General features: G+C 65.8%; 28 protein-coding genes. All 28 read right to left on the bottom strand.

What is annotated here, in order from left to right:
• Positions 1-2,092, bottom strand: a 2,092-nt coding sequence (locus tag WBR68_RS01210) for a conjugative transfer ATPase (protein ID WP_230693369.1), incomplete at its 3' end; no start/stop codon positions are given.
• Complete coding sequence (locus WBR68_RS01205) at positions 2,092-2,532, bottom strand: TIGR03751 family conjugal transfer lipoprotein (RefSeq protein WP_009459662.1); 441 nt, start codon at positions 2,530-2,532, stop codon at positions 2,092-2,094. The genes WBR68_RS01210 and WBR68_RS01205, both read right to left, overlap by 1 nt.
• A complete protein-coding gene (locus WBR68_RS01200; RefSeq protein ID WP_009459664.1) occupies positions 2,513-3,931 on the bottom strand; it encodes a TIGR03752 family integrating conjugative element protein in 1,419 nt (472 codons plus the stop codon). Before WBR68_RS01200 ends, WBR68_RS01205 begins: the two co-directional genes overlap by 20 nt.
• Entirely contained in the window at positions 3,921-4,826 is a 906-nt protein-coding gene (locus tag WBR68_RS01195) for a TIGR03749 family integrating conjugative element protein (protein ID WP_009459665.1), read from the bottom strand. Before WBR68_RS01195 ends, WBR68_RS01200 begins: the two co-directional genes overlap by 11 nt.
• A complete protein-coding gene (locus WBR68_RS01190) occupies positions 4,823-5,512 on the bottom strand; it encodes a PFL_4703 family integrating conjugative element protein (RefSeq protein ID WP_009459666.1) in 690 nt (229 codons plus the stop codon). Before WBR68_RS01190 ends, WBR68_RS01195 begins: the two co-directional genes overlap by 4 nt.
• Positions 5,509-5,907, bottom strand: a complete 399-nt coding sequence (locus WBR68_RS01185) for a TIGR03750 family conjugal transfer protein (protein WP_009459668.1) — start codon at positions 5,905-5,907, stop codon at positions 5,509-5,511. The genes WBR68_RS01190 and WBR68_RS01185 overlap by 4 nt, the downstream gene beginning before the upstream one ends.
• Before the next feature lie 11 nt (positions 5,908-5,918).
• Positions 5,919-6,278: a TIGR03745 family integrating conjugative element membrane protein gene (locus tag WBR68_RS01180; protein ID WP_024308620.1), complete on the bottom strand. Its 360-nt coding sequence runs from the start codon at positions 6,276-6,278 to the stop codon at positions 5,919-5,921.
• Between the two features lie 16 nt (positions 6,279-6,294).
• Positions 6,295-6,528: a TIGR03758 family integrating conjugative element protein gene (locus tag WBR68_RS01175; protein ID WP_009459672.1), complete on the bottom strand. Its 234-nt coding sequence runs from the start codon at positions 6,526-6,528 to the stop codon at positions 6,295-6,297.
• The gene (locus tag WBR68_RS01170; protein ID WP_009459674.1) at positions 6,525-6,908 is read right to left on the bottom strand and encodes an integrative conjugative element protein, RAQPRD family; all 384 of its coding nucleotides are present in this window, start codon (positions 6,906-6,908) and stop codon (positions 6,525-6,527) included. The genes WBR68_RS01175 and WBR68_RS01170 overlap by 4 nt, the downstream gene beginning before the upstream one ends.
• Positions 6,909-7,006: 98 nt before the next feature.
• Positions 7,007-7,756, bottom strand: coding sequence for a TIGR03747 family integrating conjugative element membrane protein (locus WBR68_RS01165; protein WP_009459676.1), 750 nt, complete (start codon positions 7,754-7,756; stop codon positions 7,007-7,009).
• Positions 7,753-9,942 (bottom strand): type IV conjugative transfer system coupling protein TraD, encoded by a 2,190-nt coding sequence (gene traD, locus WBR68_RS01160; RefSeq protein WP_009459677.1) that lies wholly within the window; start codon positions 9,940-9,942, stop codon positions 7,753-7,755. The genes WBR68_RS01165 and traD overlap by 4 nt, the downstream gene beginning before the upstream one ends.
• A 4-nt stretch (positions 9,943-9,946) precedes the next feature.
• Positions 9,947-10,486 (bottom strand): integrating conjugative element protein, encoded by a 540-nt coding sequence (locus tag WBR68_RS01155; RefSeq protein ID WP_009459678.1) that lies wholly within the window; start codon positions 10,484-10,486, stop codon positions 9,947-9,949.
• Positions 10,483-11,088 carry a transglycosylase SLT domain-containing protein gene (locus WBR68_RS01150; RefSeq protein ID WP_009459679.1) on the bottom strand — a complete coding sequence of 202 codons (606 nt, stop codon included), beginning with the start codon at positions 11,086-11,088 and terminating at the stop codon, positions 10,483-10,485. Before WBR68_RS01150 ends, WBR68_RS01155 begins: the two co-directional genes overlap by 4 nt.
• Positions 11,070-11,795, bottom strand: coding sequence for a TIGR03759 family integrating conjugative element protein (locus WBR68_RS01145; protein WP_009459680.1), 726 nt, complete (start codon positions 11,793-11,795; stop codon positions 11,070-11,072). Before WBR68_RS01145 ends, WBR68_RS01150 begins: the two co-directional genes overlap by 19 nt.
• A gap of 14 nt (positions 11,796-11,809) precedes the next feature.
• Positions 11,810-12,451, bottom strand: a complete 642-nt coding sequence (locus WBR68_RS01140; RefSeq protein ID WP_009459681.1) for a hypothetical protein — start codon at positions 12,449-12,451, stop codon at positions 11,810-11,812.
• Complete coding sequence (gene pilL2, locus WBR68_RS01135; RefSeq protein WP_009459682.1) at positions 12,448-13,047, bottom strand: PFGI-1 class ICE element type IV pilus protein PilL2; 600 nt, start codon at positions 13,045-13,047, stop codon at positions 12,448-12,450. Before pilL2 ends, WBR68_RS01140 begins: the two co-directional genes overlap by 4 nt.
• Positions 13,048-13,194: 147 nt before the next feature.
• Positions 13,195-13,401, bottom strand: a complete 207-nt coding sequence (locus WBR68_RS01130) for a hypothetical protein (protein WP_009459683.1) — start codon at positions 13,399-13,401, stop codon at positions 13,195-13,197.
• Between the two features lie 115 nt (positions 13,402-13,516).
• Positions 13,517-15,796, bottom strand: a complete 2,280-nt coding sequence (locus WBR68_RS01125) for a helicase-related protein (protein WP_019726337.1) — start codon at positions 15,794-15,796, stop codon at positions 13,517-13,519.
• 135 nt (positions 15,797-15,931) lie between these two features.
• Entirely contained in the window at positions 15,932-16,237 is a 306-nt protein-coding gene (locus tag WBR68_RS01120) for a hypothetical protein (RefSeq protein WP_009459685.1), read from the bottom strand.
• A gap of 90 nt (positions 16,238-16,327) precedes the next feature.
• Positions 16,328-16,648, bottom strand: a complete 321-nt coding sequence (locus WBR68_RS01115; RefSeq protein WP_009459687.1) for a hypothetical protein — start codon at positions 16,646-16,648, stop codon at positions 16,328-16,330.
• Positions 16,649-16,699: 51 nt separating this feature from the next.
• Positions 16,700-17,848 (bottom strand): DUF6094 domain-containing protein, encoded by a 1,149-nt coding sequence (locus WBR68_RS01110; protein WP_219805742.1) that lies wholly within the window; start codon positions 17,846-17,848, stop codon positions 16,700-16,702.
• A 25-nt stretch (positions 17,849-17,873) separates the two neighbouring features.
• Positions 17,874-18,521 (bottom strand): hypothetical protein, encoded by a 648-nt coding sequence (locus WBR68_RS01105; RefSeq protein WP_019726336.1) that lies wholly within the window; start codon positions 18,519-18,521, stop codon positions 17,874-17,876.
• 76 nt (positions 18,522-18,597) lie between these two features.
• A complete protein-coding gene (locus tag WBR68_RS01100; protein ID WP_009459691.1) occupies positions 18,598-18,858 on the bottom strand; it encodes a hypothetical protein in 261 nt (86 codons plus the stop codon).
• 16 nt (positions 18,859-18,874) lie between these two features.
• On the bottom strand, positions 18,875-19,282 hold the full coding sequence (locus WBR68_RS01095; RefSeq protein ID WP_009459693.1) for a hypothetical protein: 408 nt from the start codon (positions 19,280-19,282) through the stop codon (positions 18,875-18,877).
• A 102-nt stretch (positions 19,283-19,384) separates the two neighbouring features.
• On the bottom strand, positions 19,385-19,708 hold the full coding sequence (locus WBR68_RS01090) for a hypothetical protein (RefSeq protein WP_009459695.1): 324 nt from the start codon (positions 19,706-19,708) through the stop codon (positions 19,385-19,387).
• A 94-nt stretch (positions 19,709-19,802) separates the two neighbouring features.
• Complete coding sequence (locus WBR68_RS01085) at positions 19,803-20,492, bottom strand: DUF3275 family protein (RefSeq protein WP_009459697.1); 690 nt, start codon at positions 20,490-20,492, stop codon at positions 19,803-19,805.
• Positions 20,493-20,549: 57 nt separating this feature from the next.
• Positions 20,550-21,467 (bottom strand): DUF3577 domain-containing protein, encoded by a 918-nt coding sequence (locus WBR68_RS01080; RefSeq protein WP_009459698.1) that lies wholly within the window; start codon positions 21,465-21,467, stop codon positions 20,550-20,552.
• Positions 21,468-21,835: 368 nt separating this feature from the next.
• On the bottom strand, positions 21,836-22,189 hold the full coding sequence (locus WBR68_RS01075; protein WP_009459699.1) for a DUF3085 domain-containing protein: 354 nt from the start codon (positions 22,187-22,189) through the stop codon (positions 21,836-21,838).
• Positions 22,190-22,265: the final 76 nt, after the last annotated feature.

The following is a 22,265-nucleotide window of genomic DNA, read 5'->3' as shown; positions in this document are numbered from 1 at the left end:
GCGCGTTGCGCACGTCGCGCGTGAGCACCGTGCGTTTCTCGGCCACGCAGTGTTCGGCGGCATCGAGGATGCACTGGCGGATCAGCGAGCGATCGGCCCGCGTCATCCGGGCTTCTTCCTTGTCCTCGCCGCCTGTGATCATCAGCCGTGCCGTGATCTCCAGTTCACCCAGCACGTCGCGCTGCTCGTCCTCCTCCATGACCGAGGAATCGGCTGGCAATTCTTCATCCAGTGCATCGGCATCAAGCGTCTGCACGTTGCTGGGCGTTTCGATCAGCCGGCGAGCGTCGGCGAACGGCGCCAGGCTGATGCCTGAGCCAGGAGCCAGCTTGACCCGGTTTACGGTCAGACCCAGGCGCTTGGCGAAGTCGCTGAACAAGCCGAAGCTGTTGCCGGCTTCCACGATGAACAGCCGCGGCCGGTAGATGGCCGTGACCTGATTCAAGAGGTTGTTGAGCGTTGCGCTCTTGCCCGAGCCGGTGGGGCCGAATAGGAACAGATGGGCGTTCATCTGCCTGTCCAAGCGGTTCAGCGGATCAAACGTGATCGGCCCGCCACCGCGGTTGAAGAACGTGTTGCCCGGATGGCCCGTACCCTGGCTGCGTCCCCACGCCGGCGAGAGATTCGCCACATGCTGGGCGAACATCAGTTGGGTGAACCAGTTCCGCCGATCCTGCGCAGGGTTGTAGCAGCACGGTAGCCAGCGCAGGTAGCTGTTGAGCGGCGCAACTTCATCGTCCTCGCGCACGGGCTGCAACCCCGCGTTGAGCATCACGTTGGCGAGGTCCAGGCCGCGCCTGTCAAGCTCGGCTTCGTCGCGCCCGCGCAGATAGAAGGCCAGCGTGCCGCGGTAGAGCTTGTGCGCGCTGCCGATGAGCGAGCGCGCCTCCTGCACATCCTTGAGCGTCTGCTCCGATGCCAGTGTTTCGCCGACAGCCTTCTTCGCCAGGTGATTCAGGTGCGATTCGAGGATGTCCTGGGGCGTCGCCACCATGGTCAGACACATCGTGGTGTCTTCGGGCATCTGATCGAAAAGCGTGTTGATCGCATCGCCCTTGCGGGTTTCGCCAGTCAGGTGTCCCGTACCGGGCGGCATGCGTAGTCGGTCGGTGACCAGCACACGGTGCGGCATGCCGTCGAAGTACCAGGTACCGTGCCCGGCATCGGAGCGAGGCTGACCGAAGAACAGCCGTTGGCTGAAATCCCGACCACTCGCCAGCTCGATCTCGCCTTCCTCCACCTCGTCGGGATAGCGGGCCAGCGCATAGAAGCGCTCTCGATTCTCAGCGCTTGGCCCGAGCATCGTTGGGCGTGGGTTGAACCACCGCAGCAACCAGTCGTGAACATCGGCCGCGACCATGCGCCGGGCCTGGATGCCGGCGTTCGCCAGGCCGCCGCAAAGGCGATCGCAGACGATGTTCAGCATTTGCTCGGGTGTCTGGCCACGGCGGTTCGCCTGGCCGGTGGCCCGGCGATAGACCACCATGCGCACGCGCCGCGTCTGGCCGCGCCAGCGCAACCGCGTGACCACCGTGTCCTCGAACAGGCCGCCGGGCTTGGCCACCGCGCGCAGGTGGTGGCCGAAGAAGCGAAGATAGAACTCGGTGAAGGCTGTGCCGCGAGCGCGCGGCTGCACGTAGTTGCGCAGGGTCTGCATGTACTGGTCGAAGCTGGGTTCGTCCTGGGCGTAGAGCTGGAGCACCCAGGGGTTCTCGTCCAGCTCATCGAACGAATCCTGGAGCGCGTTTTCGAGCGCATCGCGGGCATGCGCGAGCCAGCCAGGCTCCCGACCTTCGGTGCCCAGCGGGACCAGCTCGTAGAAGGCTGCGACCGATTGCCCGTCCTCCAGCAGCATGGACTTCGACGGCGGCAGGAACTCCACCCACGGCAGCAGCTCCGCGAACGACTGCGCGACGTCGTACAGCGCCTGCTCGTCCGCCACGGTCGCCGGCTTGCGGCCCTGGATCGTCGCTCCGGGTTCGGCGATGCCGGCTTGGCGCAACGCCTCGACGTGGCGCTGCCAGCCGTCCGGCTGCTCGTCATTGCCACCATCGGATGCAGCCAGCTTCGGCCAAGGGAGTTTCCAGCGCATCAGTAGTCCTCCACGCGCTCGCCCGGCATGGCGTACTGCACGCGCTGGTACAGGGGGAAGACTGTCGTGTAGCCCGGAACAGGCACGGGGTCGGTACCCGCCAGGTGCGGGTACACATACATGACAAGATCGGGGTTCGGGAGGCGGTGGAACTGGCGATAGACCTCGTTTCGCGCCGTGCGCGTGTAGCGCATCTGTTCGGCGGGCGCGGCCTCCACGTCGGCCTCGGTCAGCGGCCGGCGCAGGCTCTGGCGTGCATCGAGCAATTGCCTGCGCGCCACCTGGCCGGCGCCACCGCTGCCGTCGCCGGCGTTCTGCTGCCAGATGTCCATCATCGTGCTGTCGCCGTGCGGGAGCAGCTTTTCCTTGCTGGTGGCACAGCCGCCGAGCACCGCGACGGCGAGGGCCAGCGCCAGGCCCTTATTCAAGTTCGAGAGCATGGCTTTCTCCTGCGCGGTGATCGACCTTGCGGCCTTCGGGATCGAAGTCGATGGCAAGCGGCTTTTCGAGGTGGACGGCGACCTTCGCGCCGGGCTGGACATAGACGGCGGCGAAGGCCTGGCCGTATAGCTTGTTCACCCAGTCGGCCATGTCGCGCACGCCACCGGCCAGGATGCGGCCCACGGCTTCATTGCCCGAGATGCCGACGCTCCCGATGGAGCCGTCGGCGCCGACGTAGGACATCTGGCCGCTGTCGCTGTCGATCAGCGAAGCGACGCCGGCACCGGCGGCGGTAATCAGGGCTTGCGAGCCGAGGTACTGCTGGGCGTTGCTGCGCCGCTCCCCGCTGACGCAGGGAATGCCGTATGGGTCGCTGATCCAGCCCAGGCCGTCTCGCTGCTGGTTGTTCTGCTGGTTGCCGTCGCGGTCTTCGGGGATGGTGCGGATCGTGCCGTCGTGGAAGACGAAGGTGATGCTGCGCACCTGGCCGCGCACGCACGAGAGCGTCCAATCTCCCGATGCGGTGCCGCTGAACACGGCACCGGCCACGTCGGGAATGTCGATGCCATTGGCGGTCAGGTTGTCCGGTCCGACCAACACCTTGAAGGGGTATGGATCGTTAACGGTTCCGTCGATCGGCACGCGGCCGATCAGCGCCGTCATCGCCACCGACCCCATCAGCGTCGAATTGGTCGGTACGGTATAGACCGCCTTGGCGCTCTTGACGCCTGCTGCGCGTGCGCCCGCGTTCGCCACGGTTTCCGCCGTGGTTTCCAACGTGCTCTGCGCGGGGCCGAAGCTCGTCGGGAAGCTCATGCCGCTACCCGTGCCACGACTGCTGTTCCGCCCCTCGGCCTTCCTCGCATCGTCGGGTTCGACCCATCGCACGCCGCCTTCCATGCCGGCCTCGTCGCCGTCGCGCAGCCCCAGACCCACCGGCAGGTCGGCATGGCCGCCGCCACGTCCGCCGATACTGTCCAGACGCCGCTGCAGGTCGGCAAGCAACCCTTCGGTCTGCTGGCGCGCGCTGGCTGCCTGCTCTTGGTCGCGACGCAGGTTGGTACGCTCGGAGTCGAGGGCCGAATTGATGCGCTGATCAATGGAGTTCTCGCGCTGGCGCAGTCGCTGGTTTTCTTCGCGCTGGGATTTGTTGTCCGAGAGCGCGGTCTGAAGCTCGGTGCGCAACTGCTTCACTTGGGCAACGAGCGTCGCCACGGTGTCGCGCGGGGTATCGCCCTCGATGCCCAACGCCTTCATTTCCGCTGGCGTGAGCTTGGCACCGGCATCCGCGGCCGGTGGCGCCGAACTGCTGCCACCCGAGAACAGCCGGATGGCAACGAACAGCACCAGCAAGGCAACCGGGACCATCAGCCACTTCAGGAGTCCATTACTGCGCATGGCGGGCCTCCTTGCGGTCTTCCGGTTGCGGGAGATGCACGGCCGGGTCGAAGCGGTTGATCGCCGGTAGCAGCGATTGCGCCAGGCCGCGCCCGCGCGTCACCAGGTACAGGACGGTCGTGTCCTCGGGCGTGCCACGCGGGCCAAGTGCCTCGTGTTGGAAGGTGGCGGTGAGGAAATCGCCTTGCAGGATGCGCGGATCGAGAGTGATCCAGCCGCTGCTGTTGTTGGTCAGTCGCACGGCAGTGACCCACTGGTCTTCCAGACGCCACGACGCGAGCGCGACCGCGCGCACGGGCAGCGTCGGCATCAGCGTGCCGAGGTCGAGGTCACGACGCAGGTTCACCCGCATGACGCCGGGCAACGGCTCCACAGTGCGCAGCGGAGCGTAGAGGTTCTGCGCGGCGAAGCGCGTCAGGACAACCGGCACCGGGGTCTCGCGTCGCGCCGCCCGCGCACCTGCCTGGTCCTGGGCGCGCGCCGGAGCTTCGTTGTCATCGCCGGGCTGATCGCCATAGCGCGCCGGGGTGCTGTTGCCCTCGACGATGCGCACTGGTTCCAGCTCGGCTTCGCCGTCCTTGGCTGGCTCCGCCGCAATGTCCAGCAGGATCAGCGCGCCCGTGTCGGCGTCCTGCAATTGCAGCCGCGTGGGCTCGATCGGCTCGCTGGCGCGCAGGTACACCGCGCCGCCCGCGCTCTGCACCCGTAGGCGCTCGCCGACGCCCGAGGGTACGCCCACGCGGACGTTGCGGTCGATGAACACGATACGCTCCTGGCCGACCTTCAGCGGCACCGCCAACGGCATACGTTCCCAGCGCAGGATCTCCACCGCCTGGACAGCAGGAGCCGCGGCCACGGCCAACAGCCCCAGCAGCGTGAGTACAGGATGCTTCATGGGGTTTCTCCTTGGGGCGCTTGCGGAGACAGGCCACCAGACGCCGGGCGCGTCGGCTCCGGCGTGCTGATGCGCTGGGGCGCGCCCTCATAGCAGTCGAGCGCCAGGCCGAACGGGTTGCGGGCAGGATCGACGTCCACCCGCGTGACCTTCACGGGATAGCGCACCAGAGCGCGCTTGACTTGCTCGGCGCCGTAGTACTCGTCGGCGGTGATGTCCAGCGTCACTACCCAGTCGCGGTCGGAAACCACGCGCACGCGGGCCGTGGGGTCGTCGCCGTAGCCGCGGCCGGGGATTTCGTAGATGCCGCGCACGCGCTGGCGCAACTCGCCCGTGCTGCGGCGGTAGTCGTAGTCCGCGCGCAGGAAGGCCTGGCAGGATGGGGTGAGGTACGGCGAGAGCGTGTGGAGGTTGCGCGCGTAGTCCTCTTCGCCATTCGTCGGCCAGCGGTTGAGCGTCTGGAACACGTAGAACGTGAACGCATAGACCGATTCGGGCGGCACTTCCCACCACTTCCTGGTACTGCCGGAGCGCAGGTCAGGCGGAACGTGGATGGTCAGATCGCGGGGAGCGCTCCACCAGCCGCCACCCATGACCAGGGCGACGATGATCAGGGCGCCAGCACCCAGGCGAAGCGTCTTGATGTGCGCCTGCAGGTGGGTGATCTCGTTCTTGAAGCGGCTCATCGTGCGCTCCTTCGGGTGGTCCAGAAGCCGGAGCGCGAGATCAGCACATGGCCGCCTACCCAGCCCGCCATCAGCGGATGGCGTGTGGCAATGCGCCATTGCAGTTGCCGATACAGCCAGGTGTCGGGACGCCCGCGCTTGAGGCGGCGAAGAATGCCGCCGCCGATGAACACGCCGAAGGCCACGCCCAGGACGACGAACGTGGGTGCTAGCGCGATCGTGCGGAACACCCACGACAGCGGTGCGCCGACCAGCAGACCGGCGGCGCCGGACAGGCCGCAGCAGATCCACAACTCGTCGGCGGTGAGACCGCGCACCACAACGGGATGTCGATTGAGCCGGTGCGGAAGGAACGTGACCGTCCCGTCCGCACGGACGTGCTGCTGCTCGGACATACCGGCCTCGCTTACAGGATGCCGGTGGCTTCGGTGAGCAGCCAGATGCCGATCACGAGCAAGACGGCGCCGATGGCGACCGTGAGGCCGAACTGGCCCCACGTCTTGCGGCCTGTGTGGATTTCCGCGTAGGTCCCGTAGGCGTGGTAGCACACGCCGATGAACATGGACGCCACCACCAGCAGAGCCACGAGCATGATGATGTCGTAGCCGTAGTTGCGGATCGTTTCCATGATGCCGTTGCCTGTGCCGCGGGTCGGGTTCTCCAACTGCGGCAGACCCTGCGCGAACGACAGGGCGGGCAGCGCTGCGGTGCCCAGGGCCACGGTGGCGCGCTGGGCAAGACGGGAAGTGAGGATGCGGTTTTGCATGGTCATGCCTTTCAGGTCAGGAGAGGAGGAAGAAAGTCAGGACGAGGTACATCGCGACGAATCGGATGCAGACGCCGAGGAACTGGCGCTGGTTGAGGCGGCTTTCGGACCACCCCACGTAGGCCGTTCGCATGGCCCAGACGCCCCAGACGAGCAGGACCGCGAACACGACGCCGACCAGGACGGTCGCCATCGCTGAAGGCGCGATGCCGCTGTTGGCTTGAAATGCCGAGACCTGGGCGCCGTTCATGGCTTGCCCTCCGTGGTCGTCGGCGGTGATGGCGGGACGACCCGCTCCGTGCGGTAGTCGCCGATCAGTTCGGAGGCGTCGCGCGGCTGGGCGCGCGACGGTGTGAGATGGGCCTGGATGCCGGCGCGCACGCGCGCCAGGTCAGCCAGCAGCCTCGGGTAATCGAAGTGGTAGCGCTCGCCCGGCTGGATGGGGGCATGCGTAGCGCTGTCGGCGACGGTGCGCTCCAGCGCGTCGAGCTGGCGCAGCGCTGCGACCAACTCCTGACGCTGCGCCGGGGACTCGGCCAACGCCATCGAGGACTGACCCAGTACAAGGGCCGTCACGAGAAAAGTGGGCACGCCGCGATGCGCGGCGCGCAGCCAGATCGGAGCCAACATCGCGCCATTCCTGTGTGATCAGCAATGGCTAGATCGTGGAGATCGGGGCTGTTTCAGGCCGCAAACAATAGGAACCTGCAGATGACCGGATTGATCTGCTAGAGGTACTTCTTGAAGCTGCCCGCAGTCAGGCTCACGGCCAGTCCCAGCAAGGCGGCGCTCGGCAACAGGATCAGCAATGGATGCACCGAGATCGGCAGCGCCAGGTACGTGATCCACGGCAGCACGGCCAGCGGCATGAGGCTGGCTTTTGCACGGTGGTAGATGAACCCGGATTCGCGGCCCGCGCCGAACCTGCGCACGTCGCGTCGCACCAGACCGTCAATCAGACCGACGAAGGCGGCCGTGAAGATCAGTGGCAGCGTGAGCACCAGGACCAGCAGGCGCACTAGGAAGGTCAGCGTCGTGAAGGCTGCGGCGATGAGGTAGCTCTCGGCCCAGACATAGACTTGGCTGATGTAGTAGCGGAAGTTGCGCGCCTGCTCGTGGCTGGGCGCGCGGACGCGCTCGGCGGTCTGGCTCATGCGCGCCAGCAGCCCCGAGCGAACGAACACCCATTCGTAGCCTGTATCCACCAACTCGTGCGCCGTGCGCCCTGGCTCCTGCACGACCACGCTGCGCGTGAAGTGGCTGGACAGGTGCCCAAGCTCGTACTGCAACATCTGCTGGGAATGGCGCCAGCCCTGATCCTTCCAGAACAGGTGCATGCCGACGCACTCCACCACGATCGAGAACAGCAGCGAGCCAATCAATACCCCGAGCAGGCGAAATGGCAAGGTGATGGTGCCGACGATCAGACCCTGGCGCTGGTTCTGCTCCCGCTGCGCGGTCGAGGCGGCGTCCTTCATGGCGCGGCCTCGTCGGTACTGTGGTCGGTGTCGGTGGCCACCGCAGCAGGCTCGGCTGGAGCAGCATCGTCCAGCAGGTCATCGGGCAAGGCCGCATCCTGCAAGGCAGGGGAGCTGGTGAAATCCCACCACTGCGTGGCCTCGCTGTAGCTCTGGCGCATGTATCCGGCCAGTTGCTGCAGATCCGCCGGCATCACTTCATCCGGGTCTGGTGTCGGCAGCGGCATGCGAACCTTCCAAAGCTGGCCGCCTTGCAGCAGCGCGAAGCACTGGCCTTTTGGCAGGCCGACTACGTGCGATGGCTCGATCATCGGCACGCTGGACATGCTGATGCGGTCCTGGGTGTTCGACGTGAAATCCGTCGCGCCACGGATGTCCGAGCTATCGGTCGCCCCGGAGACGATGGTGGTGGTATAGACCTCGACCTTCGGCAACTGCCGCGTCAGCAGTTCGGCGGTGGCCGTCTCGCGCACGCGCAGCATGAACAGGTTGTTGAAGTTGCCGATCACCTGGCCAGCTTTCGCGCGGTTGCCGATGCGGGCCTCGATATCCGAGAGGGTCTGTGTGTACGCCGTGACCTGTAGCCCGGCACCGCCGCCCTTGTTGATCAGGGGCACGAATTCGTCACCCATGAGTTCATTGAATTCGTCCGCATGGACATTGATCGGCACGCGCGTGCCAGCGGATGCGCCCGGCAGGCCATCGTCGATCCCGTGCTTGTAGATATGGCCCGCGACCGAAACCAGGTCGGAGAACATGGAGTTGCCGACCGCTGCGGCAACCTCGGCGTCGGACAGCGCGTCCAGTCCCACATAGACGATGGCGCGCTTCCTGATGACTTGCATCCAATCGAAGATCGGGCGCGGGTCGGTCAGGTCGGAGTAATTCGGGGCCAGGAGCTGGGCGATCTTGCCGCTGGTGAGCTTTTCCAGCAGCGGCAGCAACGATGCGACGATCTTGTCGAAGTAGGTCTTGTCGTACCGAACTGCCGAGCGCAAGCCGTCGAGCACCGGGTCGTAGTTGCGCGCCTGGGAAAGGTACTGCTCCAGCGCGACCACGCGCTTCTCGCGCCCGATCATGTTGCGCGGGATGTTCTTCTCGTTGAGCTTGGCCTCGATCTGGACGATCACCTCCCAGGCCTTGGGCTCGGTCTTGGCGAAGTAGTGCTGGGCGTACTCGATAAACAGTGCGTCGATGTTGATGACGTGCCGCTGGATCAGCATGTAGTCCGGGCGCTGCCCCAGTTCCACCAAAGCGCGGGCAATGATGTTGACGAAGCGCCACGCGAACTCCCGGAAGGCCGCGCTGTTGCCTTCACCGGAGAGTTGCCCTGCGATACGGGTGGCGACTTCCGAGATGCGACCGAAGCGTCCTACCGCGTTGTAGCGGGCGCTGATTTCCGGCCAACCGAGGTGGAAGATGTAGAACTCGCCTTCACGGCCTGCGCGCTGGGCTTCGACGTACATCCGCTTCAGGAGATCCGCGTCGCCCTTGGGATCGATAACGATCACGACCTCGTGCTCGCCGGCAGCGTTCTTGCGACGGATGTCCTGAGTCACAAACAGCTCGGCCAGCCGCGTCTTGCCCACGCGCGTCGTGCCCAGCACCAGCGAATGTCCGACGCGCTCACCCAGCGGCAGGCTGACGTCCACCTCGTCGGGTTCGATGCCATGCAGCCGCGGCAGGCCACCTACAGGTGGCAGCGGGCGCACAGGGTTGAACGGAACGTCCCAGCCCGTGAGAGCGGAGAGCCGGGACAGCGGGAACGGCGCAAACTCCAGCCGTTCCTCCAGCCGACGCGCCAGGCGATAGGCCGGTGTCGGCTCCGCGTAGCGGCGAAACTCCGGCCGGTATGTCTGCATGAGCCTATGGGTGTGCTTCTGCTCCCACAGGAATCCGCGCCCGATGAAAAGCCGCTGCTGGCTGACGGGCACATCCTTGCTCGTCATCACGTAACGCGGCAGGCGGCGGATGTTGCGCCTATAACGCAGGATGACGCGAGCGTCGCGGTAGCGGATCGCGCCGTAGGCGCCGAACGCCAGGGCGCTGCCGACGCCCATGGCCGGACTCAGCGCGAGCGACCACGGGGCCACCAGGGACAGAAACGCGGCGCCTGCACACGCTGCGACGGTGTATAGCTCCACCGCTGGGCGTAGCAGAACCTCGACCGGCTGTTTCCCCGACATGGCTTCATTGCTCGATGCCGGTGGCCGTGATCAGCGCCGGGTAATGCCGCAGGCCTAGGCGATCGGCCAGGTCGTCTCCGGCTACGGGCGCGAGCGGCACGCCCGGCACCAGGGCACGCAGCCCTGCCAGGCCCTGCGCGGTCTCGACATTGACCACTAGGCCGACCGCGCCGCGTTCGCGCAAAGCAACGCCGCGGCGCTGCAACCAGGCCCGGGAGGCGTCGTCGTCGCCGATGACCACGAACGGCCGCAGGCCGGGCGCTTCGATCACGCGCCGAGCGACGGTGCCAGGCGTGAGTTTGGTGCTGCGCACCGGCAGCATCGCTGCCTCGTCCGCGGGTGTGGCGGGAACCTGTGGCGTCGGAATGGGCGGCCGGGCCGGGACATCGGCGCGCGGCTGGAGGTTGAGGGCCTCGTAGTACGGCAGCGCCGACGTGCCACCGCGATCTTCGACCACGATCAGCGGATCGCCGGCACGCGATGCCAGCGGCAGACCCGCCAGCAGCACAAGCAGGCCCCGCAGGGCCAGATGGGATTTCGTCATGGGGAAGTCTCCTGGCGCGTGGCGAGCACCGCGGCGTTTGGGCGTGCGCCCTGCACACGCGCGAGATGGCGCGACACGCTGCGCCGGTAGCGGGCGGCGGGCTCGCCGCCCGCAGGACGGTGGTAGCGGCCGATCGCCAACAGCCAGTCTTCGCCGGACGTGTGCTGCTCCTTCAGGATCTCAGCGGCGATGGCGAGGTTGCGATAGGGGTCCAGCAGGTCGCACGCGCTGGTGAAGCGGTGCTTGTGGTAACCGAGGTTGATCTGGCCCAGGCCTGCATCGATGCGCGTGTGGGGCGTGGCGCGCATTGCCTGTTGCAAGCCCGAGCAGGCGTCGGCGCGCGTGGCGAAGCGGCGCGACTGGCCGGCGACATTGAGGGACCACGGCCACGGGACGATGCGCCCGTTGCGCCGAACACCGCTCTCCTGCAAGGCCACGGCGAAGAGCACGGTCGAGGGGATGCCCGCCCGCTGTGCGGCGAGTTGGTAGGCCGGTGGTGGAACCTCCTGGGCATGGACGGCGCAGGCGCACAGGCCGGTAGCAAGCACCAGTGCGCGCAGGAGCTGCGAGACGGAGGTGGCCGCTACGGCTGACGCTGCCATTGGCCGTTCACCTCGCGCACAGCCGCGGGCAAGTCACCGGGCAGGCCCAGCGACAGCCAGCGGCCGCCGTCGTGGTTGAGGGTAATGCTGCCGCTGCGCACGCGCGCCGGGTCGATCTGCGCGCGCTTGGCCCAGTCGCGGATGCGTGCATCGTCCTGGCGGCTGCCCACCATATACAGGTCGAACTCGGCACCCGAGGATTGCAGGCGCTGCACGAGCTGCCCACAGGCCGCGCAGCCGTCCTTGACGAACACCGCCATTCGGCCGCTGCCGCGCGCGGTGCCGGCGCCCGGCCCGTCGTCGGGCAGGTTCACGCGCTGCATGCCGGGGTTCAGGCGCTGCCAGGCTTCGTCGTAGGCGCGTTGGTAGGCGAGCAACTTCTCGACGCGGCGTGCTTCGATTTGCACCTGCAGCTCTGCATAGCGCCGCCGTTCTTCGTCGGTCCGTGCCTCGATGCCTAGGGCAGACAGCGGGTCCAGGTTGGGCGAGTAGATTCCCAGCGGCCCATCCATCAGCTCGCGGTAACGCACCCATTCCTGGGGTTGGAGGCCCCAGTTGCTTGCTACTCGGTCGTCCAGGACGCGGGCGGCCAGCGGGCGCTCCTGGCTCTGCGCATTGCGAGCGGGAGCCGTGGCTGACTGCTGCGCCCACGCGGGCCACTGGACTGAAGCCAGTAGGAGTGCGGAAAGGATGATCGACGGCTTCATGTGGTGTGCTCCGATCAGGGAATCGCCACGCGACGGGTCTGGTCGCCGGCTTGGAACACCGCGGCGCTGCCATCGATTGCCTGCAAGCGCCATGGGCCGACCGCATCACCGGGCAGCAGCACCTGAAGCTGGTCGGGCGTGAAGTCCCCACTGCTCGGCGCGACGGACACGCTGCGCTGGCCGGCGCGCAGTTCGGCGCCGACGATGCGGAACGGCAATGGCGGCGGTTCAGACTTGGCGGCGGGCTTGCTCGATGTGCGCGGCTGGACGGGGGCTGCTGCACGCGCGGCGGTCTGGCGCGTCTTGATCTGCTCGATCTCCGCGCGCAGCGCCTGAAGGTCGTCGGCGGCTGCGTAGCCGCTCAGTGTTTTCTCAACCTGGGAAGCGCGTGCTTCCAGGATTTGGCGGGTGTCTTTGAGGTCCGCCGCCGTTGCGACGGCCGGACGCTGCTGGATGGTCTCGATGGCCTCGGCCAGGGCCACCGCCTGCGCTTCGAGGCGTTGCAGACGGGAATCGAGCCGTTCCTGGTCGGCCTGGTCGCTCATCGCCTGGTAGCCGAGGGCCACGATGACGCTTAGACCGAGCAGCCAGAGCCAGAGCATGCTTTGCACCACCACGGCGGCGGTCGGGCGACGCGAAGATTGCGGAGCGTTCACGGCTGGCCTCCTGGAGTGGAAGGCATCAGCGGGAAGGTCTGCACCGCATCGGCGGCGGTCGGTTCGGGCATGGGTTCGGCGGCCACGCTGTCGCCGGGCCGCTCGAAGCAAATCTGTCGTGCGCGGTCATCCGCGTGCAGTTCCCAGGCCGGACCAGCCAGGGTGAGCAGCGCATCGCGCAAGGTCATGGGACCGAGATGCAGGTGCGCCGCCGGGAGCGGCAGCTCATACAGCTCGATCACGGCATGCGCCGTTTGGCACAGGCTGTAGCCGCTGCGCTTGAGCACATGCCGCAGCCCATCGCCGACCGTGGCGCGGGCATCCTCGGGCATCGACACGTCGATGGTCTGCAACAGCAGGTCGCGCTGCGCCGCTGTAGGGGCCAGTTCGACCAGCGTGTAGCGGGCGTAGCGCACGACCGGGATGTACTCGGGCGCTTCGGGTTCGGGCGCGGCCGAGACTTCCTCGATGGTGTCGGGCGCGACCGGCGCAGTCGTCGTCGCGCAGCCACCGGCCAGCACCGACCAAAGCAGGCCGAAAAATCCCGCCAGCAGGCGGCGTTCGGGATGGTGAAACCAGGGTGGAGAGGGGCACATAGCTCGGCGTCCTGAAACATCGAGCCCTCACCATCGCCGCTCGGGCTACGAGCGGCAGCAAACAATGCGAACCAGACAGCGCCCGATTTGCCGGCAGCGCCTTCACCAAAGAAAGGCCCCAAGTTGGGGCCTGTGAAAATGGGTCTCTTATTTCTCGTCGTCGATGCCCATGCGCTCACGCATTTCGGCGAGGAACGCCTCGGGGGCCATCAGACCATAGCGTGCCAGGCGCACAGGGATGTCCTCCGCATCGAGGTTCCCATCTTCGATGCGCTGCCGCAGGAAATCCGCAATCTCGGCTTCCAGCTTCCGTTGGGTGTCGATGGCTTCGGACGGTTGGGTGTTGGTATTCATGGAAATCTCCTTGGGATGAAAAAAGCGCAGCCACGTCCACGGAGAACGTGGGCGTGGCTGCAAGGTGGGAACAACAGAAATGCCGGCGGCGCTAGGCCGGCTTGTGGCGTGGGAATCAGGCGGCGACCAGTTGCCGGGCCAGTGCGACCTCGACGGAATCACCATCCTGGTTCAGGACATCCAGCCCCGATTCGGGTACATCGCCCGAGGTGGACTGCGAGACCATGATCTTCTTGGCCATCAGTTCGAGGCATGTCATCTGCGAGGAACCGGCGTAGCCGAGATAGATCACGCGCACGGGGTGCTTCTGCCCGATGCGCCAGGAGCGGCGGGCCGCCTGCTGGAGCGAGTACACGTTGTAGCCCGACTGCATGAACACGATTGTCGGGAAATCCAACAGGTCCAATCCCGTCTTGACCAACTCGGGGTTGGTGATGAGCACGTCGATGCCACGATCCAGTTGCTCGGCAATCCAGTCCTCGCGGCGGCTTGCATCCACGCTCGCGCGCAGCACCGCCACCTTGAAACCTTCCTGCTCCAGCAGTACCTTCAGGCGCGACGTGGTGTCGCGCGTGCCGGTATAGACCGTGTAGGCGAGGACCTTGCGGCCCTGCGCCTTCTCCTGTTTGCAGATATCGATCAGCTCACGCTCCTTGGGGCTGATCTCGAACTCGTTGAACTGAGCCGGGACGAACGCCAAGGTGTTGCGCGTGCGCGGATGCACCACGGTTTCCGACCGGAAGCAGCAATCCGGCCAGGCCAGCAGCACGTTGAGGACCACACCCAGCAGAGTCGTATCGCGTCGCGCCAGAGCCTGTTTCAGCTCCGCGGTCAGCCGGCCCGCCAGATCGCGGTAGGCCGCGGCTTGCGCCGTGTCCATCGCGACTTCGCGGAACTCTTCGTCATACGGCGGCAGGACGTTGCCGCCGATGTCCTTGAGCTTGAGGAAGATCGTGAACGGCAGGATGCAGCGCAAGACGCCCTTGGGGCCGAAGCCCGGGGCTTTGACCGTGCGCACCGATACCTTGGTGCCCTTGGCCGTCTTGTGCGCCGTGCCGGCGCTCTCGGAGTAGATGTCCTTCAAGACCCCGTGATCGCGCATGAACGCCATCGCGGCCGAGGTCATGCTGCCGCTCGTGGTCGGGCGGTAGCCGTCTTCGATCATCCGCCCGGGAAGGGCTCGGAACAGCAGGTAGAACAGGTCGTCCCCGTAGCCGCCCATCAACGTGCCGGTCAGCAGCAAGGTTTTGCGAGCCTTCGCCGCCAGCACGCCCATGGCTTGGCCCTGGGCACTGCCGCCGTTCTTGTACTCGTGTGCCTCGTCGGCGATGAGCAGGTCGAACGTGCCTTGCGGCAGGTATCTCTTGATGAACTCGGACGGCTGATAGCCGCCCTCGCCAAACCCGAACTCCATGTTGGCCATCGCGCGTTCCATGCGCGTGGCCTGACGGTCGGAGAACACCAGTTCGCCGTTGCCGTCCATGAGGTTGATGAACTCATGGATGTTGTCGCCGAGCATCGAGGCCAGGAAGCCGTCGCCGAACTTCTGCATCAGCTTCTGCGCGGTGACTTCCCCGATGGTCGGGATGCGCTTCAAGGCTTTGAGGACGGCCGAGGACTGATCGCTGCCGGACAGGCTTCTCGGGCGGATCAGCGTCCACAGGGGGGCGGCGCAGTGGCTGCACTTCCTGCGGGATTCCTCGGCTTCGAGTTCGACCGGGTTGACCGGCTCGCCGTCGAGATCGGTGATGACCGTGCCGCAGTCCGGGCACGCTGCCACGTTGCCGTGGCGGGTACGCCGCTGAGTGAAGACAGGCTTCCAGTGGAACCCCATCCGCATCCTGACGCGCCCCAGGACAAAGAACTCCTGGCCCGTGGGCTGCACGCCCAACTGCTCGCGTAGCTTGATGAGCTTGACCAAGGTATCGGGGCCGTTGAGCACCCACACCTTGGCGCCTGCTACCGTCTCCTGGATCTCGCGCCGCCACTTGTAAACAAGGTGCGGCGGCGAAAGAACCAAGGTGCGGCGGTAGCCTTCGGCGTTGAGCACGGCGGCCGTGGCGATGCCGACGGTCGTCTTGCCGCAGCCCATTTCGCCATTGACGATCGCGGCATGTTCGCCACGGTCAATCAGCAGCTCGGCGGCGGCATGGACGACTTCGGCCTGGGCCTGGAACAGCTTGCGCTTGAGGCTGGCGACGATGAGCTGGCGATGTGCCTGCGGTTGGCCGGTATAGACCGGCGGATTAGCGCTGTTGAGGGCGTCGAGCAGTTCGTCGCCGAACTCGCCGACGAAATCCTGAAGGCTCAGGGTCAGAGGGGAAGATTCCGCATCGAGCAGTTCGCCCTGTACGGGCGCGGCTTCAGCGGCATTGGTTTCGAGATCGAGGGACATGGTGATGCTCCAAAGAAAATGGGGCATGCACCACCCCCAGTGGGGCAGTGGCATGCCCCGTGGTGGGAAGTAAATCGGCGCGTGGCCGAAGGTGGTTGAAGGTGCTGGCCTGGATGGCCAGCGGGTGAACCGTGCTCAGTCCTCGGACGGCAGAACGATGACGGTGGCGCGGCGCTCCGCGTCGGTAACGATGCGAATGGCCAGCCCCGGGTGGATCACGTAGTGCGATGCCAGCGAAGCACCTGATTGAAGCGCGGTGCTGTTGGCCTGCCATTGCTGGACGTTGACGTCGCCCCAGTCACCACGGGTGTGGCGCCTGAAGTACGGGATCGGGTCGAGGCGACCCGAGCGGACCAGGCGGTCAATGCCTTTGCTGAAGATAAGCGCCCCGATGGGGAACGCCAGCCTCTGGCAGTAGGTTTCGATGCGATGTGATGCCATGGGCTCCTCCTTGAAAGGTTATTGAGCCACGACACCCCTGGCGGAGTGAAGTGGCTCCGTCAGGTGGATGAGAATGACGATGTGGGGCCGTCAAATCAGATCTTGCTCCTCGGATAGCTGGACCACCGTGGTTTCATGGTCCTCGCTGGTCTTGACGATCAGTGCCAGGTCCGGCGTGATCCTGAACTGCGAGATCATTAGGTTGTCCTGTTGGATTGCGACGTTGTTGGCTTGGCGGGTGGCCTCGTCGATCTCGCCCCAGTCACCGCGCACGTGGCGCTGGACATAGGCCAAGGGGTCGATCAGGCCTTTGCGTGCCAACCAATGCACCTTCTCGCTCAACTTCAGCGTACCCGGTGCGAACAACGGTTGCTTCTGCGGCGCGGGCCGCTTGAACGGGTTTGCGAACATGGTGTTTCTCCTTCGATGTGGGAATAGCAGGACGGCAGCGCGTCCGGTGAGTCAGCGGATGGTCAACACCTCGCCCCGTGTCGCGGAGCCAGGCGTCATGTCCCACGCGCGGATGACGGGCACAAACTTGTCGGTGAGGATGCGGGTCTCGGCGATCGAGCCGTCTTCGCGTTCGGTGAATTCACGCTGGAGCGTCTTGTCCTTGTGGGTGTCACCTTTGACGACGAGCACGCGCCCGGTCTTGGAGCGCACAACCCCCGAGATCGCGCCCGCGGCCAGAGCCAGGGCGAGATGCCAGTGGGACAAAGCCCGCGCCGGTGGACGCAGCGACTGCTGCGCGGCCCCCAGGTGCGTGTCCAGCGACGGCCAGAGGCCTTGCAGCCTGCCAACCTCGTCGGCGAACTGCTCGGGCTCCATCGTCACGCGGAAGAAATGCTCCGGCTCGGCCGGACTGGCGGGGACGATGTACGGCAGGAACGGCCAATCGCTCGGCAGCTCCTCGGCTTCGACTTCGCCAAGCCCAACCTGCAGCAGCAGATTGCGCACGGCCTTGACGCCATCGGGAGCCTGTTCACGCTGTCGCACCCTTCGGCCGAAGATCACCACCTGCTTGAATTGCGTTTCCACCGCTCGGTAGATGCGCAGGTCCGTGTAGTGGCGTGTCAGCCAACCGACCAACTCCGCGTCGAGCACGTAGCCGGGGACGATGAAGACCAGCACGCCGCCGTACTGCAACAGCGACAGCGAACGCTGATAGAACAGCTTTTCGAGGCGGGCACGGCCCTGGCCTTGGTAGCCGATGTTGCCGTTGACGTCCTTGGACAGGTCGCCATACGGCGGGTTGAGCCAGAGCAACCCGAAGGATTGCTTGGAGACCATCGTGTCCATCAGGTCCGCGTGCAGGCAGTGATCGACCAGGCCGCGGGCATGACGTGCCCGCTCCGGGTCGAACTCGACGGCGAACGCCTTGGCCTGCTCGCGCCCGAGGGCATGGGCGGCTTCGGCGATCGCCACGCCTTCGCCGGCGCAGGGATCGAGGATGCACATCGGCCCGTCGCTGGGCATCAGTGCGTTGAGGGCTCTTTCGAGCGTGGGTTCGTCGGTCGGGTAGTAACCGTTCTTGGCGAAATTGCGGGCAAGCCGCGGGAACATGAGGGCCATGGAAGTCTCCTGGTTGGCGGGGAGGAATGGCGGAAGCACGCCAAGGCGTGCCTCCGCAGGTGGGTCAAGCCGCTACCGCTTCCGGCGTCCAAATCTTGGCCGGATACGGATAGGCGGTGAGTACGTCACTTCGGATCAGGGAACCCAGCGCCAGGGTCAGCGCCGGCACGTCGATGGCGAGCCGATGGCCTTCCAACGGCCCGAGGGCGAACGGAAGGCGGGCCAGCATCTCGCGGGTTTGCAGCAGTTCCAGCACGGTCTCGCGCCAGTGGTCGAGCAGCGGCAACGGGCAGGTGTCCCGCACCAGCATCCACAGGCGGTCAAGCCGGTGGGAGCTGTCGCGTGGCAGCAATGCCAGCGCGCTGGCGTTGGCCTTGTCGGGCTTCACGCAACGCCGGTCGAACAGCCACACGTTGGACAGCGAACCGAACAGCGTTCGCCGGTAGGCGCGGGTCATGCGCTTTTCCAGGCGATCGACGTTGCCGACGAACACCGGGACGCTGCCGCCCTGGTCGGTGATGACGTGGAACTGGTCCAGTCCTTGCTCGTCGCGCCCGAGGGTCAGGCGAGCGAGGAACTGCTGGACGGCGGTGTCGCGCGCCCAGATGGACAGGAAGATCAGGTTGCCCTGGTCATCGCCGACGCAGGCGTCGGCCATCACGTCCGGGCATTCGTCGATGCGGTACAGCGTGGAAGAAGTGTTTGCGGGCATGGTGGTGTCCTCGGATGAACGGGAACAGCACCGCCCGCCGGGGCAAGTACTGCCCCAGGGGGTGGAAGAAAATCGCTCAGTCCGGCTCGAACTGCCGGGTGTGCGGGTTGAAGTGAAGCGCCTCGTCCACCGCGGTGATCGGCGTGAAGCCGTCCAGGTAGATGTTGTTGAGGTACTGGTCGCGGTAGGTCAGCGCCTGCCGCGCCTGTTCCTCGGTAAGGCCGTTGCTGATGAAGTACTCCTGCATTTCCTCGTCGGAAGACACTTCGTCGTTGGACAAACTGCCTTCAACGAGTTTCAACAGTGAGGCGGGGAGCGCAGCCAGGATCGGGTCCATGTCGGTTCCTCCTGACTCAGGCCAACAGCGCCGCGGCGGGTGCCGTGGATGCCGTGGGGGTGCGCCGCCGCGCGTGGTAGGCGCGAACGCCTGCACGCCAGTCGGCGGACTGCTCCGGCGTCATGTCGAGGTAGCTCAACGGGCACGAGTAGTAGTACGGGTGCATGGACTCGTCCAAGGGCTTGTAGCCCCATTGGCTGCCGCTGCGCTCCAGAAGATCGCAGCGGATGTAGCGCAGGGACTGGCCCGGTGCGAGATCACGATGCACGCCTTCGGCCCTGGCCGTCACTTCCGCGACGGACCAGAGGACGTTGCCGCGCAGCGTGTGGGCGATGACCTTCACGCTGGCGCGCTCGGTCTCCTGCGGTGCGATCAGTTCCGCGATCAGTTCAGACCGCGATTGGGGAGAGAAATACCAGCCCATGAGAGGCCTCCTGAAGAATGTAGAGCCAGAGGCCTCCCCGTGGGGAAGAACCCCCAGCGGGTGATGGAATGCCGCGTGTGCGGCGATGGAATGCAGTGCGGGCTAGGAACCGCAACCGGCCGGGCAGCAACCCAGCGTGATCCCATGCGAACAGCAGCCGTTTTCAGCGAGCCAGTCCTGGGTTTCCTGCCGTTCGGCGGGTGTTGCGTAGTCCCATTCCTGGGTCGCGATTTCCAGCGCATGAACGCGCTGGCTTTCCGGCAATCGACTGGCTTGCGCGTCGATCTCCGAGCTGAAAAGCGTGACCCAGTGATCCCAGGACAGGCCGCAACCACGTTGGGCATGCTCGGCGGCCGTCTTGCAAACGGCGCGCCACGCGGTTTCGTCCAGCGCGGAACGGGGTGTATCGCAAGTGATGATGGACATGATGGAGACCTCCAGAAGAAAGCCGAGGCCACCCCCGCATGGGGAAGGAACCCCGGCGGGTGGATGAAGAACACCGCGGATGCGGTGTCTGCAATCACGCAGGTTGCAGTTCGGCCTGGCGGCTCCACTCCTGCGTCTTGAAGTCCAGCGCGTAGCCCAGTTCGCCCAGGCGGGCGATCTGCGCGCGCAGGGTGCGGCGGTCGATGGTCGAATCCAGCTTCACAGACTCGCCCAGCGGCCACAACAGGCCGAACAGCGCGGCGTCGCCATCCTCGGTGCTGCCGGGGGCAGCAGCCGCAGCAGGCGGCGCGTCCACGCCGAAGGGCGTGGTATCGACCAGCGGGTCCGCGGACGTCTGCACGGGTGCAGGTTTGGCGGACCTGGATGCCTTGGCGGGCTTGGCCGGCGTTGTCGCAGGCTGTGTCCCTTGCTCTTCATCGAGCGGATCGACTTCCTGCGGAGCAAAGCTATGTGCTTCGGCCTTGCTCAGCTTGTCGATGCCGAAAAGTGTCATACCGTCCAGGTTGGCGCGCATCTCGAAACGCATGCTGCCGTCGCTGATCGGATAGCCTTTGAGGAAGATGTAGCGAAGAACGAATTCCCCTTGGTACTTGCCCTCGGGGTATTGCTCCAACTCCGCGTCTTTAATCGTGAACTTGCCGAGTTGGCATTCGAGCTTGCCAACGTTGAACTTTCCGTTGCGGCCGTGAATGGTGCGCAGCGCGAGCTGGCCCGGGACGATGATGGGCGTGGCCGATTTCTCGGGTGCCGATGTGACTGCCATGATGCTTCTCCTTGAGGAATAGGAAAAAGGCAAGGCCCCGTGAGGGGCCATGCCGGATCAGAACGAAGCAGCCAATGCCGGCTCCTGCTCTTCGACTTCACCTGCGGGCTCGCGCTCGGCGGACTCGATAGGCTGGTCGGCAGCGGTGTCGGCGGCATCCTCGGCTTCGGGCGCGGGTGCGTCCTCGGCCTGCGGCGCCTCGGCTTGCGCCTGGCTCGTCGGATAGACCTGGGTGCCGTCGATCTTGATCAGACCGATGTGGATCAGCGTCGATTCCAGGCTCGCTCCCGGCTCCCCGGCGCGCTCACCCTTGGTGCGGATGTACGGATCGATCTTCATGTCGTTCAACTTGAAGGCGATCAGCACCTTGCGGTCCCCTTCGATGGCCTGCACGCACCGGCGAACCAGGTGCTCGGCTTCAGGGGTGGCGACGATGGTGTCGAAGTACCGATAGTCCGGTTCACCGACAGGCCCGGCCAGAGCCGCGACGCAGCACGACAGGAACGGATCGCCATCCTTGGGGGTGACGTCCTTCGGACGGCTGAGGTAGCCGATGCCGCGGGTGATCAGCTCGTGCTGCTTGATGGAAGCCAGTTCGGCCCGGTCAAGCGGCTCGGCCTTGAGCAGTCGCGCCTTGAGGGACGCGGCGGCTTCACCCTTGCGCTCGCCCTTGTCGCGGATGTACGCATCGCCCCACAGGTCGCCGAGGCGGAAGCGCACCAGCGGGCGCTGCTTGGGATCGTCAACGCCGATGTAGCGCTGGACGAGGTTCTTGGCCTCGGCACCCGAGACCTTGACGTCGAAGTAGCGGTAGCTGGGGTCCCTGGCGGGGCCGACCAGCGCGGCAACGGTGCATGCCAGGAAAGGCTGCGCACGGCGGCCGCCCCGGACAGGCACTTCACGGACACGCTGGATGTAGCCGATGCCCGAGGTGTGGAGGTCGAAATACGATTTCTCGTTGGACGTGGTGTTCATGGTGAATCTCCATAGGGAAGAAGCGGAGACACACCAGCCCCACGCATGCGGGGAAAGGTGCGTAACCCCGCGGTGGGTCGATAAGGCGAAAGCATCCGCCACCAGAGACTGGTGGCCGCTCGCGGATGGATGCGGTGCGAGCTGGCTCGGTCACGCAGTGGGAACTGCGACGCAACCTCGAAGACCGATGGTTGCCTGGCATGTCGCTGACAACGTCAGCAGGCATGGGGTCAGCATGGCCGGGCCTCGCGCGCGCGACAGCAATCAATCGGCATCCGGGCGCTTCCCATTTTTTCCAGGCTGCCCAGTTCCGCCCAAAAGAAAGCCCCCGAAATGGGGGCTTCAAGGGGTATGCGGACATTTTTGGACTACGCCGATTCCACCGCCGCCAGTGACAGATACGTAGCGGTGGCGGACAGCTCCAGATCATCTGAGCTTTGCAGAATGCGAGTGAAAACGCTGTCTTTCGGGTCGAAGAACTCGCCGAAATCGTCGCCGCCAAGCTCGGCGCGTGCCAGTTCCCACCAGTCATCGAACGGGTCGGTATCCGGGTTGCAGCCGACGGCATAGGCCAGCAGCTTCACGCGGCCATCGGGGCGGCGCTCTCCGCGCTCGGCGAGGAAGTACACGCCCTGGTCCTTGGCCAGGGCGACGCGGCATTGGTTGGCGATGGCCTCGGCAAGCACGGGGCGCAGGTCGGAGCCTCTGAATCGCAGTGACATGGTTGAAATCTCCTGTATGGATGAAGAAAAAAGCCCTCCACCGAAACGGATGGAAGGCTTGTGGGGCAGTCGCCGG

The sequence above is a fragment of the Achromobacter sp. JD-1 genome (assembly GCF_038594925.1).
Classification (GTDB): Bacteria; Pseudomonadota; Gammaproteobacteria; order Burkholderiales; family Burkholderiaceae_B; genus Achromobacter; species Achromobacter spanius_C.
This window is presented reverse-complemented; position numbering and strand designations above follow the sequence as displayed.